13 protein-coding genes are annotated in these 14,371 nt (G+C 67.7%); 6 read left to right on the forward strand and 7 right to left on the reverse strand.

Going from position 1 to position 14,371, the window contains the following annotated elements; all coding sequences use genetic code 11:
- Positions 1 to 39 precede the first annotated feature (39 nt).
- Positions 40 to 597 carry a dihydrofolate reductase family protein gene (locus HUW46_RS29200; protein WP_215541990.1) on the reverse strand — a complete coding sequence of 186 codons (558 nt, stop codon included), beginning with the start codon at positions 595 to 597 and terminating at the stop codon, positions 40 to 42.
- 89 nt (positions 598 to 686) lie between these two features.
- Here HUW46_RS29200 and HUW46_RS29205 point away from each other — a divergent pair, with 89 nt between their 5' ends.
- The 3 genes from HUW46_RS29205 (at position 687) to HUW46_RS29215 (ending at position 3,653) form a co-directional block, all read left to right on the forward strand.
- Positions 687 to 1,535, forward strand: coding sequence for an alpha/beta hydrolase (locus HUW46_RS29205; protein WP_215541991.1), 849 nt, complete (start codon positions 687 to 689; stop codon positions 1,533 to 1,535).
- Positions 1,536 to 1,889: 354 nt separating this feature from the next.
- Positions 1,890 to 3,005 carry an HNH endonuclease signature motif containing protein gene (locus tag HUW46_RS29210; RefSeq protein WP_215541992.1) on the forward strand — a complete coding sequence of 372 codons (1,116 nt, stop codon included), beginning with the start codon at positions 1,890 to 1,892 and terminating at the stop codon, positions 3,003 to 3,005.
- A gap of 51 nt (positions 3,006 to 3,056) precedes the next feature.
- Positions 3,057 to 3,653, forward strand: coding sequence for a gamma carbonic anhydrase family protein (locus tag HUW46_RS29215; protein ID WP_215541993.1), 597 nt, complete (start codon positions 3,057 to 3,059; stop codon positions 3,651 to 3,653).
- Positions 3,654 to 3,679: 26 nt separating this feature from the next.
- Here HUW46_RS29215 and HUW46_RS29220 read toward each other — a convergent pair whose 3' ends face one another.
- The 5 genes from HUW46_RS29220 to HUW46_RS29240 form a co-directional block, all read right to left on the reverse strand.
- Complete coding sequence (locus HUW46_RS29220) at positions 3,680 to 5,233, reverse strand: acetolactate synthase large subunit (protein WP_215550182.1); 1,554 nt, start codon at positions 5,231 to 5,233, stop codon at positions 3,680 to 3,682.
- A 5-nt stretch (positions 5,234 to 5,238) separates the two neighbouring features.
- Positions 5,239 to 6,645, reverse strand: a complete 1,407-nt coding sequence (locus HUW46_RS29225; RefSeq protein ID WP_215541994.1) for an FAD-binding oxidoreductase — start codon at positions 6,643 to 6,645, stop codon at positions 5,239 to 5,241.
- Positions 6,646 to 6,735: 90 nt separating this feature from the next.
- Complete coding sequence (locus HUW46_RS29230) at positions 6,736 to 7,188, reverse strand: DUF4440 domain-containing protein (RefSeq protein WP_215541995.1); 453 nt, start codon at positions 7,186 to 7,188, stop codon at positions 6,736 to 6,738.
- A 582-nt stretch (positions 7,189 to 7,770) separates the two neighbouring features.
- Entirely contained in the window at positions 7,771 to 8,271 is a 501-nt protein-coding gene (locus HUW46_RS29235) for a DUF3830 family protein (RefSeq protein ID WP_215541996.1), read from the reverse strand.
- Positions 8,272 to 8,308: 37 nt separating this feature from the next.
- Positions 8,309 to 9,565 carry an aspartate aminotransferase family protein gene (locus HUW46_RS29240; protein WP_215541997.1) on the reverse strand — a complete coding sequence of 419 codons (1,257 nt, stop codon included), beginning with the start codon at positions 9,563 to 9,565 and terminating at the stop codon, positions 8,309 to 8,311.
- 108 nt (positions 9,566 to 9,673) lie between these two features.
- Here HUW46_RS29240 and HUW46_RS29245 point away from each other — a divergent pair, with 108 nt between their 5' ends.
- Positions 9,674 to 11,137 (forward strand): NAD-dependent succinate-semialdehyde dehydrogenase, encoded by a 1,464-nt coding sequence (locus HUW46_RS29245; RefSeq protein ID WP_215541998.1) that lies wholly within the window; start codon positions 9,674 to 9,676, stop codon positions 11,135 to 11,137.
- A complete protein-coding gene (locus HUW46_RS29250) occupies positions 11,134 to 12,189 on the forward strand; it encodes a tartrate dehydrogenase (protein ID WP_215541999.1) in 1,056 nt (351 codons plus the stop codon). Before HUW46_RS29245 ends, HUW46_RS29250 begins: the two co-directional genes overlap by 4 nt.
- A 262-nt stretch (positions 12,190 to 12,451) precedes the next feature.
- On the opposite strand, the gene HUW46_RS29255 is transcribed toward HUW46_RS29250, so the two are convergent.
- Complete coding sequence (locus HUW46_RS29255; RefSeq protein WP_215542000.1) at positions 12,452 to 13,534, reverse strand: IS630 family transposase; 1,083 nt, start codon at positions 13,532 to 13,534, stop codon at positions 12,452 to 12,454.
- 213 nt (positions 13,535 to 13,747) lie between these two features.
- Here HUW46_RS29255 and HUW46_RS29260 point away from each other — a divergent pair, with 213 nt between their 5' ends.
- Positions 13,748 to 14,242, forward strand: coding sequence for a DUF4262 domain-containing protein (locus HUW46_RS29260; RefSeq protein WP_215542001.1), 495 nt, complete (start codon positions 13,748 to 13,750; stop codon positions 14,240 to 14,242).
- Positions 14,243 to 14,371 lie beyond the last annotated feature (129 nt).

Below are 14,371 nucleotides of genomic sequence, written 5' to 3' on the forward strand. Positions count from 1 at the left end.
AAGGCCATCGCGGAACTTCCGCGGTGGCCTTCAGCGCGTTCAGGCTTGGTAGCGCAGGAGGATCACGCCGTTGGAGAAGGTCTTGCTGTCGATCAGCTTGAGCTTCTTCTGCGCGTCGGCGTCGCCGAACAAGGGCCTGCCCCTGCCGATCAGGACCGGGTGCACGTAGACGTGGTACTCGTCGATCAGGTCGTGCCGCCGGAAGGTCTCGGCCAGATCGGCACCGCCCAGCGCGAGGTCCCCGCCCGGCTCCCGCTTGAGCGCGGTGATCTCGTCGACGACGACCTCGCGTTTGATCGTGGTGTTCCATTCGGCCCGTTCGAGGGTCCGGGAGAACACGGTCTTCGGCTTGTCACGCCAGATCGCCGCGAATTCGGCCGTCGGGCCCGAGTTCGCGGGATTTTTGTCCGCGGTCGGCCAGTACGCGACCATGTTCTCGTAGGTCCGGCGGCCGTCGAGGAAACCGCTCATCGGGCGGAGTTTTTCGTTGAGATGGGTGTGCAGCTCGTCGTTGATGAGGTGCCAGTCGATTTCCCGGTTCGGTCCCTCGAAGTATCCTTCGAGCGAGACGGACATGGACTGGATGATCTTTCGCATCGTCTCTCCTCGCCGCGTTCGAGGCCCCATCCGGACCATACACTCGCCTCGCGCCGGTATGAAACCCTTCGACCACTGGGGGTAACCGAATGACCGCATCGCCGACGTTCGTGCTCGTGCCGGGAGCGGGCGCGACCTCGTTCCTGTGGAACCCGGTCGTCACCGAACTCGCGCTGCGCGGCCACCGCGCGCTGCCGGTCGAACTGCCCGGCCACGGCTTCGACACCGTTTTCCCGCCCGGGTACGACTGCCCGCAGGACACCGCGGCACTCGCGTCCGCGCCGTCACCGGTGGCCGAACTGCTGCTGCGGGACTACGTCGAGCACACGCTCGCGATCGTCCGCAGGGCCGCCGAGCACGGGCCGGTGATCCTCGTCGGGCACAGCATGGGCGGCAGCACGGTGACCGGTGTAGCCAACGCCGCGCCGGAACTGCTGGCGCACATCGTGTACGTGTGCGCCTACTGCTGCGTCGAACTGCCCAGCGTCGCCGAGTACGCACCGAGGCCCGCGGACGACGACATCCTTTCGATCGCCAGGAAAGCCGTGTGGATCGGCGATCCCCGCAAGACCGGCACCGCGCGCACCAACCCCCGCGACGGCGGCGTGGTGACCATCCAGCACGAGCTGCTGATGGCCGATCTCGACCCGGTGCTGGCGCCCGCCGTGCTGAACTACGCGCTGCAGCCCGACGAATCGATGCGCGTCATGCTCGCCGACGCGTCGGTCGATCGTGAGACGTGGCCCCGGATTCCGCGCACCTACATTCGCGCCACCGCGGACCGGGTGCTGCCGGTTTCGGTGCAGGACAGGATGATCGGGGAGGCCGACGCGCTTTCCCCTGCAGCGCCGTTCGCTGTGCACAGTGTCGACGCGAGTCATTTCGTGTCGTTGACCCGGGCGGGCGAGGTCGCTGGGATCCTTGCTGCGCTCTCCTAGCGCTCCTAGCTCTCGTTGCTCTCGTTGCGGCCGAATTGTCGGTGGCTCCAGATAGAGTGGAAAATGGGGGCTGCATTTTCGGGTTTGCTCGCTTTTTTGGTGGGCACGGTGAAAGTTTCAGGCACGCCTGCGGCGCGCCGTTGGGCACTGACGCTCCTCGGTGCAGGTCGCGTCGTTGGTCACCGGCGTCAGTGCCCAACGGAACGAAAAACCTTTGGTCGCCTTGGATAGCGTCCCCGACGCACTGTAGGTCCCGTATGTTTTTCGTCTTCTGTTTCGTCGGGGGCGCGTTGTGGCAGGTTGTGATCATTTGTGTACCCGATTGGGTGATGGGTTGAGCGGTAGAATTGTTTTGTGGACGTATTAGAGATTTCTTCGGATCAGGTTGTTGCTAATTCTGCGGAGCATTGGAAGAGGTGGTTTCGGTATGGGCAGGCGATGCTGCTGCGGCAAATCGCGTCCATGAATCAGGAGTGGTCGCGAAGATCGGTGCTGGCGTGGGTGGCGTTGTCGTGCAACTGCACCCAGGCGGGGGCGGCGCTCGCTGACGCGTTGACCTCATACCTGCCCCGCACCCTCGAAGCCCTGGAGAACGGGCTCATCGACGAGGGTATGGCGGCCAAGGTCTTCGAGGCCACCGCCTGTGCTTCCCGTGAGGTGGCAAGGGAAGTGGATGCGCGAATGAAGTTCGAGAACAAGAACTCGGCTTCACTGCGGCGAATGGTCAACACGCTGTTGATGCGAGTCGATCCGGAGGGGTACGAGGCGCGGCGTCGGGCGAAGGCGGCGGCGCGGATGTTGGAGATCCGGCATGGGGATCATGGGTCTTCGACCCTGTTTGCCGAACTCCCCTCGGATCGCGCCCAGGCCATCTATGCCGCCTGCGATCGGGATGCGTTGGAGAAGAAGCGCAAGGGCGATAAACGCACGATGGACCAGCTTCGGGTCGATGCGTTGGTGGAGCGATGCCTGGGCGGGGAGTGTGGCGGTAAGTCGGAGGCGCAGATCTTCGTCTACATCGACCTTCCCACGTTGATGGGGATGCGGAACACTCCGGGTGAACTGGCTGGGTGCGGGGAAATCTCACCTGAGATGGCACGAGAGATCGCCTTCGACTCCAACTCGGTGTGGAACCGGATCGTGTCGGAACCGATGACCGGGCTACCGATCGACATCGGGCGCAAGAGCTACCGGCCACCGGCACAGATGCGCAAGTACATCCAAGTCCTGCACCGCACCTGTTGCATGCTGGGGTGTTCCCGGCCCGCCCAATATTCCGACCTCGACCACATCCAGCCCTGGAGCGAAGGCGGCGGCACCGACAAAATCAACATCCGCCCGTTCTGCCGGGTGCACCACGGCCTGCGTGACGAACCAGGCTGGGAATTCCACACCGACGCCAACGGCGTCACCACCGTCACCACCCCGGACGGCCGCACCTACACCGACGACCCCAACGGATTCATCTAGCGCCACGGAATTCGTGTTGCACTGCGCAAGGCGCGTGTGGACGATGTTCGCGTGATCGTGGAACACGAAGGAGCCCGGCCGCGCATCCACCCGTCCGCCTACGTGGCGCCGAACGCGGTCGTCTGCGGCGACGTCACCGTCGGGGCGGACGCTCGCGTCCTGTTCGGTGCGGTGCTCACCGCCGACGGCGGGGCGATCGAGATCGGGGCGAGCACGATCGTCATGGAGAACGCGGTCGTGCGCGGGCGCGAGGGCCACGCCAGCACGATCGGCCGCCACGTACTGATCGGGCCGCACAGCCACGTCAACGGTGCTTCGATCGAGGACGAAGTGTTCGTGGCGACCGGCGCGGCACTGTTTCCCGGCGCGCGGATCGGTGCGGGGGCGGAGATCCGCATCAACGCGGTCGTGCACGTCAACGCGCGCGTCGAACCGCGGACCACCGTGCCCATCGGATGGATCGCGGTAGGGGACCCGGCGCGGCTGTTCTCACCCGACCAGCACGACGAACTGTGGGAAGTGCAGCGCGAGGCCGACTTTCCCGGCACCTTGTTCGGGCTCGCCCGCGAAGAAGCCACGATGGAGCGCATCACCGGCCAGTACGTCGAACGGTTCGGACGGCATCGGGCCGATCGCCGCGTCGACTAGAGCCGCGTGGACTAGAGCCGCGTCGGTCAGAGCAATGGCGGGACGATCGCGTCGATCAGGTGCGGGCCAGGCTCGGCGAGTGCGCGTTCGAACTGCTCGGCCAGTTCCTCGGCGGTCGTCGCCCTGCTCGCCGGGACGCCCATGCCTTCGGCGATCTTGGCGAAGTCCATGTCCGGCCTGGACAGGTCCAGCAGCTCGTTCGCCTTCTTGCCGTCGGTCTGCGCACCGACGCGCTGCAACTCCATCCGCAGGATCGCGTAGGCGCTGTTGTTCAGCAGCACCGTGGTGACTTTCAAGTCCTCGCGCGCCTGCGTCCACAGCGCCGAGATCGTGTAGAGCGCGCTGCCGTCGGACTGCAGGTTGATCACCGGGCGGTCCGGCGCGGCGATCGCGGCACCGGTCGCGACCGGCGGGCCGTACCCGATGGCGCCGCCGGTCAGGGTGAGCACGTCGTGGCGCGGCGCGCCGGCGGTCGCGGCGGGCAGCATCAGCCCTGACGTGTTCGCCTCGTCGGCGATGATCGCGCGGTCCGGCAACAGCGCGCCGATCACGTCGGCCCAGTTCTGCGGGGTCAGCGGGCCGCTCGGCAGCGCGGGGCGGGACGGCTCGGCCAGCACCGGATCGATGCCGACCGCCACCAGTTCGGCGACATCGGTCAACGCGCCCGCGGCGTCGCCGTCCACGTCCGCGAGCGTGTGCACGGTCGCGCCTTCGGGGACCAGATCGCTGGCCTTGCCGGGATAGGCGAAGAACGACACCGGTGCCCGCGTCCCCGCGAGCACCACGTGCTCGACCCCTTGGAGCTGGTACTCCACGTGTTCGGCGAGATAGCCGAGACGTTCGATGTTCGGCAGCCCCGCTCCACGTTCGATCCTGCTGGGGAAGGTCTCGGCGAACACCTTCGCCCCGGTCGCTTTCGCGAGGCGCGCGGCCGCGCGGAGCCCGGTCTCCCGGCAGGCTCCGCCGCCGATCAGCAGCGCGACCGAGTCGCCGGAACGCAGCACGTCGGCGACCCGTTCGACGTCGGCGCGCGTGGCGGACTGCGCCAGCCGTGGCGGGATCGGCGCGCAGGCTTCGCCGCCTTCACCCCACGAAACGTCCGCGGGCAGGATCAGCGTGGCGATCCTGCCCGGCGCGTCCTGTGCCGCGGCGACCGCGGCGGCCGCGTCCGCGCCGACATCGGCGGTGCTCTCCGAACGCCGGACCCAGCCGCGCAACGGGCTCACCAGCGCGTCGATATCGGATTCCAGCGGCGCGTCGTACTTCTTGTGATAGGTCGCGTGATCACCGACGACGTTCACGATCGGCGTGCGCGCGCGGCGCGCGTTGTGCAGGTTCGCCATCCCGTTGCCGAGCCCGGGGCCGAGGTGCAGGAGCGTCGCGGCCGGTTTGCCCGCGATGCGCGCGTACCCGTCGGCGGCGCCCGTCACGACCCCTTCGAACAGCCCGAGCACACCCCGCATCTCGGTGACGTCGTCGAGCGCCGCGACGAAATGCATCTCGGACGTGCCGGGGTTGGAGAAGCACACCTCGACCCCGGCGTCCACGAGCGTGCGGATGAGGGACTGCGCGCCGTTCATACTGCTCACTTTCCAGTGGTGTCGTCGAAGAGAACGCCGGGGTTGAGGATGCCGGACGGGTCGAACGCCAGCTTGACGCGTCGCATCAACGCTATCTTCGCCGGGTCTTCGAGCGCGAGGTAGTGGCCGGTCTTCGCGTGACCGAGCCCGTGCTCGCCGGAGATGGCCCCGCCGAGCGACATCGCCTCCGCGAAGATGTCGTGCAGCAGCGCCTCGCGTTTTTCCTTGTCCTTGCAGAAGATTCCCAAGTGGACGTTCCCGTCGCCGGCGTGCCCGCAGCCGAGTGCGCCCGCGCCCGCCGCGGACGCCAGCTCGCGCACGGTCGTGAGGAACCCCGGCATCGCGCCGCGGGGCACCACGACGTCGATCACGTCGTCGGCGCCGACGGCCTTCGCCGTCCAGAACGCCTTTTCCCGCGCTTCGATGAGCTGGCGCGCCGCGCCGCCGTCGAGAACGTAGACGTCCATCGCGCCGAGTTCGCCGAGCAGTTCGCCCAGCTTTTCGACGTCGCCGTCGAGCCTGCCCTGCTCCCGTTCTTCCAGCGCCACCACCAGATACGCCTGCGCGGACTCGCGCACCGCGTCGGGGATGCCCAGTGACAGCTTCTCGGTGTGCACGATGGCGGCCATCGTCAGCGTGTCGATGTATTCGAGGATGTGCGGGGTCAGCCCGCTCGACAAGATGTCCGGCACGGCGCGCATGATCACGTCGAGATCGGTGAACGGGGCGAGCACCGTGGCGCCGTGGGCCAGCCGGGGGCGCAGCTTGACGATGATCTCGGTGGCCAGCGCGAGCGTGCCCTCGGAGCCGATGATGAGCTGCGTCAGGTCGTAACCGGTGGAGGACTTCGCGTTCTTCCCGCCGGTGCGCAGTATTTCGCCGGTCGGCAGCACGGCTTCGAGGCCGAGGACGTTGTTCCTGGTGACGCCGTACTTGACCGCGCGCATCCCGCCCGCGTTCGTGCCGACGTTCCCGCCGACGCTCGCGCTCAGCTCGCCCGGGTACACCGGGTAGCTCAGCCCCGCGGCCGCGGTCTTCTCGTCCAGCTCGGCCAGTGTGACGCCGGGCTGGACGACCGCGACGTGGTTGCCGGCGTCGATCTCGAGCACGGCGTTCATCCGCTCGAACGAGATGAGCAAGCCGTTCTCGCTCGGCCTCGCCGCACCGGAAAGGCCGCTGCCCGAACCGCGCGCGGTGACCGGGATACCGCGCGCGGTCGCGATGGTGAGCAGGGCCGACACTTCCTGTGCCGTAGCGGGTTTGGCCACGTACGCGGGTTTGCGGCCGGGCACCGTCAGCGCTTCGTCGTGGGCGTAGTCGTCGCTGATCGCGTCGCCGGTCAGCAGGTGCGGCGCGCCGACCGCCGCCGCCAGTGCCGCGTGGACGTCGCCGCCGACCGCTGTGCCTGACATGTCGCAGCCCACCCGACCCTTCGCACTCCGTTGCCCGGCCCGGTTCGGTCGCCGTTGCCTCGCAGCGTAGTACGGAGGGGAACGGCGGTGCTACGAAACGCCTTCGCGCATGGCCGCGGCCCAGCCGCCCTGGATCATGGTCTGGAACAGCCAGCGCCCGTCGGTCTTGACCAGGACGTCGGCGTAGGAAACGGTCTGCGTCTGTCCGTCCCAGGTCATGGTCGCGTCCGTGATCACCACGGCGAGGCTGTCGGTGAGGAACACGGGCGTGCGGGTCGAGTCCATGCTCACCTCGCCCGAGCCCATCGCGGCCTTCATGCCCTCGAGGTACTGCTGCCGGGTCCACTGCCCGGCGAAGGCGCCTCGTTCGTCGCCGTCGGTCACCAGGTTCAGCGGGAAGTAGGCCAGGTCCGCCATACCGTCGAGGTCGATCTTCTCGGCCAGTTCGTCGTACCGCCGGAACCAGGCCTCGATCCCCGCCCTGTCCTCGTCCGTGGCGGCGTAGCCGATTCCGTCCAGAGCGCCGATGCGCTGTCGTGCCATGCGAAAAGACCCCTTCCACTCCGTACGTCGTACACTGTACAGAGTTTCCGGGGATGCGTCCAGGCGGGGCCGGTCCGCGCCACGGCTGCCGGCCCCGCCTTGGATCGCTTCAGTGGGTCAGATCAGCCAGCCCAGCACGTGTGCCAGGTGAGCCAGTGCGCCGGACACGATGTCGTGGCAGTGGTGCGGCCAGTGCGAGGTCTGCATTGAGGGGCTCCTTGAAGAGGAAGTCGAACAGTTCCGCTTTCGAAAGCGAGATCGACATTCGCACCGGTTTTCGTTGGTGTCAAAGAGCTTCCGGCGTTCCGGCCGTCTTCGAGCCCGGGGTGGACAAAGCCTCCCAGGCTAAACATGTAACTCTTTCGATTTCTGGCCGGGGGTGCGCACTGGCGGGTGGTAGTCATGCCTTCGGTGGTCACCCGGGGTGAAGACGGGCTTGATGCGACATCCGAGGGCGGCGCCGCCACGAATGAGTAAAAGTGTTGCCACGATTGGTGATCACGCGCGGATCACCTGAAAAGGTGACGGCCACGCCCTGATTCAGGACGTGGCCGTCGGTAATGTCCGGGTCGGGTGACGCGGTTACTCGGCGCGAGCGAAGGACAGCGTCTCGCCCTCGACGCCGCGCAGCCACAGGTCCTGTGCCGCGGCCGCCATCTCGGCGAGCCCTTCCTCGATCGTCGCGAACACGTTGCCCGGCACCCAGCCCGCGTCGCCGTTGATCAGCAGGTTGTTGCGGCCGTAGAAGATCGCGAGATCCGTGGCGCCCTGGTCGCTGTGCGCCTCGCTGCCCTCGTCGTAGCCGTAGGCGGGATTGCCGATCTCCCACGCCTCGAACCCGAAGTACACGACGTCACCGGGGATCGGGGTGATGGTCGGGTTCTCGCGGCCCGGCTTCGGCTCCGCGAACGGCGGCACCAGGGTGTACACCTCGTTGCGGGCGTACTTCGCGTGGTACGCGGATCCGCTCTGCGGCAAGGCTTCCCACACCGCCTTGCAGGTGCGCGGCGCCTCGGCGTCGAGCAGGCGCGCCCGGCAGGAGACGCCGCGCTTGTCGAGCGAAATGGTGATGTATCGGGCCAACTCGAGCTCTCCCTAGTGCTTGGTTCGGGGCCGGTGCTTACTTCTGGGTCCCGGCGGCGACGGCCTCGGCCCAGATCTCCAGCGCGTCGTCGATCTGCTGCGCGGTGACCACGAGCGGCGGGATCATCCGGACCACGTTCATGTGCGCGCCGCAGGTGAGCAGCAGCAGGCCGCGCTCGGCGGCGGCCTTCTGCACCGCCTGCGCGGTGGCGGTGTCGGCTTCGCCTTCCGGCGTCACGAACTCGGATCCGACGAGCAGGCCCAGTCCGCGCACGTCCCCGATCTGCGGGGTCTTCTCGCCGACCAGCCGCGCGCCGTCGAGCAGCTGCTTGCCGCGCTCAGCCGCGTTTTCCACCAGGCCCTCTTCCTGGATGACGGCCAGTGTCGCCGCGGCGGCCGCGCAGGACACCGCGTTGCCGCCGTAGGTGCCGCCCTGCGAGCCGGGCCATGCCTTGCTCATCAGCTCGGTGGACGCGGCGATACCGGACAGCGGGAAGCCGCTCGCGAGGCCCTTGGCGATCACGACGACGTCGGGGTGCACGTCGAAGTGGTCGTGGCCCCAGAACTTGCCGGTGCGGCCGAAACCGGTCTGCACCTCGTCGATCACCAGCAGGATGCCGTGCTTGTCCGCGCGCTCGCGGAGACCGGCGAAGAACTCGGTGTTCGCGGGCACGTACCCGCCCTCGCCGAGCACCGGCTCGATAACGAACGCGGCCGTTTCATTGGGCGCGCTCACGGTGGCGAACAGGTAGTCCAGTTCGCGCAGCGCGAACCGGGTGGCGGTCTCCACGTCCCAGCCGTAGCGGTAGGCGTTCGGGAACGGCGCCACGTGCACACCCGCCATCAGCGGCGAGATGCCCGCGCTGAACCGGGTGCCGGAGGTGGTCATGGTCGCGGTGGCGACGGTGCGGCCGTGGAAGCCGCCGTGGAAGACGATGACGTTCGGGCGGCCGGTGGCCTGCCGCGAAAGCCGCAGCGCCGCTTCGACGCCCTCGCTGCCGGAGTTGGCGAAGAACAGCGAGTCGAGCCCCTCGGGGAGCACCTCGCCGAGCTTCTCGGTGAGCTCCAGCAGCGGCTTGTGCATGACCGTCGTGTACTGGCCGTGGATCAGCTTGCCGATCTGCTCCTGCGCCGCGGCGACGACCTTCGGGTGGCAGTGGCCGGTGCTGGTGACCCCGATCCCGGCGGTGAAGTCGAGGTTGCGCTTCCCGGTGGTGTCGTACAGGTACACGCCTTCGCCATGGTCGACGACGACGGGGGTGGCCTGCTTGAGCAGCGGCGACAGCTGAGCCATGGCAGCGTTTCTCCTATCGGGCGTGCAAGGGTTGTCGATTGTTGACAATATGCATAGCATGGCCCTCGGAGCCGGCGCAATCAAGCATGAGCACAAGGAGTGGCACGGATGAGCGCAGTCACTGAGTCCGGTGTCGTCGAAGCGGCCTCGAAGGAGCTGTTCATCGGCGGCAAGTGGACCGCGGCGAGCGGCGGGAAGACGTTCCCCGTCTACGACCCGTCCACCGGGAAGGTCCTGTGCGAGGTCGCGGACGCCTCGCCGGAGGACGGCAAGGCCGCACTGGACGCCGCGGTCGCCGCGCAGGCGTCGTTCGCCGCCACCTCGCCCCGCGAGCGCAGCGAGATCCTGCGCCGCGCCTACGAACTCCTCCTCGCGCGCAACGAGGAACTGGCCCTGCTGATGACGCTGGAGATGGGCAAGCCGCTCGCGGAGGCCCGCGGCGAAGTCGCCTACGCGGCGGAGTTCTTCCGCTGGTTCTCCGAGGAGGCCGTCCGGATCGACGGCGGGTACGCGGTGGCGCCGAACGGAGCGGGCCGGTTCCTGGTCACCAAGCAGCCGGTCGGCCCGACCATCCTGATCACGCCGTGGAACTTCCCGATGGCGATGGGCGGCAGGAAGATCGGCCCCGCCATCGCGGCGGGCTGCACCGTGGTGATCAAGCCCGCCGCGCAGACCCCGCTGTCGATGCTCGCCGTCGCGGACATCCTCGCCGAGGCCGGGTTGCCCGAAGGCGTGCTGAACGTGATCACGACCAGCAACTCCGGCGGCGTGATGGAGCCGCTGATCCGGGACGGCCGCGCCCGCAAGCTCTCCTTCACCGGATCGACCGGCGTCGGGCGGAAACTGCTCGAGCAGGCCAGCGAAAAGGTGCTCCGCACGTCGATGGAGCTCGGCGGCAACGCGCCGTTCGTGGTGTTCGACGACGCCGACATGGATGCCGCGATCGACGGCGCCATGCAGGCGAAGATGCGCAACATCGGCGAGGCCTGCACCGCGGCGAACCGGTTCTACGTGCAGCGCGGCGTCGCCGACGAGTTCGCCCGCAGGCTCACCGAGCGCATGTCCGCGCAGCCGATGGGCCGCGGCACCGAGGACGGTGTCGTGGTGGGGCCGCTGATCGACGAGGCGGCGGTGGAGAAGGTCAGCAGCCTGGTCTCCGACGCGGTCGACCGCGGCGCGAAGGTGCTCACCGGCGGCTCGGTCGTTGACGGGCCAGGCAACTTCTACCCGGCGACCGTGCTCACCGATGTGCCGGTGGACTCGAAGATCGCGTCCGAGGAAATCTTCGGCCCGGTGGCGCCGATCTCGGTGTTCGACACCGAGGACGAAGCGGTCGAGGCCGCGAACGACACCGAGTACGGGCTCGTTTCCTACCTCTACACCAGCGATCTGAAGCGCGCGCTGCGGGTTTCCGAGCGGCTCGACGCCGGCATGATCGGGCTCAACCAGGGCATCGTGTCCAACCCCGCGGCGCCGTTCGGCGGTGTCAAGCAGTCCGGGCTCGGGCGCGAGGGCGGCGCCGTCGGCATCGACGAGTTCCTGGAGATCAAGTACATCGCGGTGAGCCTGTGACCGACTACCGCATCGCGAGCATCCCCGGTGACGGCATCGGCGTCGACGTCACCGTCGAGGCGCGCAAAGTGCTCGACGCCGCCGCGGCGAAACACCGGTTCGGTCTGAAGTGGACGGAGTTCGACTGGAGCTGCGAGCGCTACGCGCAAACCGGCGCGATGATGCCGGAGGACGGTGTCGAGCAGCTCTCGGCGTTCGACGGGATCTTCCTCGGCGCGGTCGGCTTCCCCGGGGTGCCGGACCACGTTTCCCTGTGGGGCCTGCTGATCCCGGTGCGGCGGGCGTTCGCGCAGTACGTGAACCTCCGCCCGGTGCGGCTGCTCCCCGGCACCACTTCGGTGCTGGCCGGTCGTTCCGCCGACGAGCTGGAGATGGTGATCGTCAGGGAGAACTCCGAGGGCGAGTACTCGACGGTCGGCGGGCGGCACAACAAGGGGCAGCAGGGCGAGTTCGCGTTGCAGGAGTCAGTGTTCACCCGCGTCGGGGTGGAGCGGATCATCCGGTACGCCTTCGAACTCGCGAAGACGCGCACCGGCAGGGTGTGCTCGGCGACGAAGTCGAACGGCATCATCCACTCGATGCCGTTCTGGGACGAGATCTTCGCGGAGATCGCCGCCGAGTACCCGGACGTCCACAGTGAACAGTGCCATATCGACGCGCTGGCGGCCCGGATGGTGCAGGCGCCGGACCGGCTCGACGTCGTGGTCGGGTCGAACCTGTTCGGGGACATCCTGAGCGATCTGGCCGCGGCCGTCACCGGCGGGCTCGGCATGGCGCCCTCGGGCAACATCAACCCGCCCGGCGAATACCCGTCGATGTTCGAAGCGGTGCACGGCAGCGCGCCGGACATCGCGGGCCAGGGCATCGCGAACCCGGTGGCGCAGATCCTCGCCGGCGCGATGATGCTCGACCACCTCGGTGAGAAAGCGGCGGCGAACGACGTCAACACGGCGGTGGAAAAAGTGCTTTCCGAAGGGACCGTCGCGACGCCGGACCTCGGTGGCAAGTCGACCACCACCGAACTCGGCAGCGCGATCGCGGAAGCTCTCTGACGCGATCGAAAGGGCCCCGGCCGGAACGTCGATTTTCTCGGCGAACCGGTTCCGGGGCCCTTTTCGGTATCCGGTTCGCCCAGCCGGATCCACGTAGACTCTCGTAGCTGCCCGCCAGCACTCGCCCGGATCCCTCGACCTCGCAATGCCTTCGCCGTACGAACTCTACCTTTCGTTCGCCGGGGGACCCCCCCGATTTCAACATTACCGCGTGCCACCGACAATTTCGGGGGCCGCCTAGTGTTCCGTGATTCTGGTGTCTTTACTTTGCGTTGTTGTCGACGAGTTTCTTGATGTTGGTCTGGACGAGTCGGACCTTGGCGAGGATCTCGTCGGCGGTGGCGGTCCAGGTGAAGGGTGTGGCGGTGGTGTTCCAGTGCGTGATGTAGTCGCGGATCTGCTTGATCAGGACTTTCACGCTGGTGAAGGTGCCGCGACGGATGGACTGGCGGGTCATGATTCCGAACCAGGTCTCGATCTGGTTGATCCAGGAGGATCCCTTGGGCGTGAAGTGGAACCGCACGTTCGGGTTATCGGCCAACCAGGCCTGGACCTCCGGGGTGGTGTGGGTCGAGAGGTTGTCCAGCACGACATGAACTTCCTTGTCTGCGTGCGGTTTCACTGCCTTCTTCACGAACGCCAGGAACCGCACACCGTCGCGGACCGGCGCGCACTCGCCCACGACCTCGCCGGTGCCCACGTTCAACGCGGCGAACAAGTTCGTGGTGCCGTGCCGGACGTAGTCGTGGGTGCGTTGCTCGCTGGCGTCGAAGTCGATGGGCAGCAGCGGCTGCGTGCGGTCCAGGGCTTGGATCTGGGTCTTCTCATCGATACTGAGCACGACCGCCGCGCCGGGCGGGTGCAGGTAGAGCCCGACGATATCGGCGACCTTCTCGGCGAACTCCGGGTCTCCGCTGACCTTGAACGTGCCCTGCTTCTGTGGTCGAAGACCGTTCTCGCGCCACAGCTTCGCCACGTAATGATGCGACACATACCGACCCTCGGTCCGGACGATGAACGCGGCCATCTCCCGGCTCGACCAGTGCGACAGCCCTGTCTCGACCGGCGGGCTCATCCTGCTCACCGCCAGGATCCGAGCCCGGATCGCCGCGGGCACCTGCTCCCGCGGAGCACCCCGGGGGCGATCCAGCAACCCGGCGATCCCTTCAGCGCCGTACCGGCCCAGCCACAGATCCACCGTCGGCCGCGACACCCCAGCCAACACCGCGACGTCCTGCTTCAGCCGGCTCTCCGCGCGCCACAACACAATCCGCGCCCGCGTCGCCACCGTCGCCGGCACATCCGCGCTGTTCAGCAACGCCCGCAACTCGGCACGCTCGTCCACCGTCAACTCCACCCGACGAGTAAACCCCACACCCCATCAACACAACGTAAAGCCAACGGAATCACAGAACACTAGTCTCGGGGACGGCGAAATCGCGCGCTCGCTCGTAAAACCGCACGAACGGTCCGTTCGCGCGGTTTTCCCGGCGGATTTCCGGTTTTTGTCGGCGCTTCCCGCGATAGTGGCTGTCATCGACCACGGAGGGGAGCACCCATGTGCTGGCAATGCGACAACCCGGGAAAGAGCGTCGGCGACTACCTCGACTACATCGCCGGTGAAATAACCAAGTACGGCTGGATCGTCCAGTCGGTGGAGGAGGACGCGGTGCGCGCGAGCTGGGCTTACACGGTCGGCCTCACCAGGACGGGGCGGCCGGAGCTGGTGGTGACCGGGCTGCCCGGCGAGGTCTCCGCCGGGCTCCTCAACGAGTTCGCGTCCCATCTCGGCCACAGCGACGACACACCGGTGCCGGGCGAGCGCATCACCTTCGAAAACGGCGGGCCGTCGATCGAGCTCGTCGAGCTGGCCGAGCCCTCGGTGCATCTGCTGATGGCCGTGGGCCTGTACGGCAAGAAGATCCGCGGCCTGCAACTGGTGTACGCCGACGACGAAGGCCGCATGCCGTGGGAACGCGCGTACAACGACGGCCAAGGCGGGCAGCCCGTTCTCGGCAGCCGCGCGACCGCTCCGCGCGGTGACGATCCCTGAAGAGCCGAGGGGCTACTTCCCGCCGCGCCCGGACTTCGCTGCCGCGCGGCCGGATGCCGCGTGCGCGCCGTCGCTGGTCACCAGCAGCTCCCGTTCGTCCACTGTGGACACGTCGACCGGCCCGAGCGG

Origin of the sequence: Amycolatopsis sp. CA-230715, assembly GCF_018736145.1 — a bacterium.
GTDB lineage: Bacteria > Actinomycetota > Actinomycetes > Mycobacteriales > Pseudonocardiaceae > Amycolatopsis.

Excerpts from the sequence above, each read along its gene's own strand:
- HUW46_RS29200 (WP_215541990.1), bottom strand. The coding sequence starts at position 597 with ATGCGAAAGATCATCCAGTCCATGTCCGTCTCGCTCGAAGGATACTTC.
- HUW46_RS29225 (WP_215541994.1), bottom strand. The coding sequence starts at position 6,645 with ATGTCAGGCACAGCGGTCGGCGGCGACGTCCACGCGGCACTGGCGGCG.
- HUW46_RS29260 (WP_215542001.1), top strand. The coding sequence starts at position 13,748 with ATGTGCTGGCAATGCGACAACCCGGGAAAGAGCGTCGGCGACTACCTC.
- HUW46_RS29230 (WP_215541995.1), bottom strand. The coding sequence starts at position 7,188 with ATGGCACGACAGCGCATCGGCGCTCTGGACGGAATCGGCTACGCCGCC.
- HUW46_RS29205 (WP_215541991.1), top strand. The coding sequence starts at position 687 with ATGACCGCATCGCCGACGTTCGTGCTCGTGCCGGGAGCGGGCGCGACC.
- HUW46_RS29220 (WP_215550182.1), bottom strand. The coding sequence starts at position 5,233 with ATGAACGGCGCGCAGTCCCTCATCCGCACGCTCGTGGACGCCGGGGTC.
- HUW46_RS29245 (WP_215541998.1), top strand. The coding sequence starts at position 9,674 with ATGAGCGCAGTCACTGAGTCCGGTGTCGTCGAAGCGGCCTCGAAGGAG.
- HUW46_RS29240 (WP_215541997.1), bottom strand. The coding sequence starts at position 9,565 with ATGGCTCAGCTGTCGCCGCTGCTCAAGCAGGCCACCCCCGTCGTCGTC.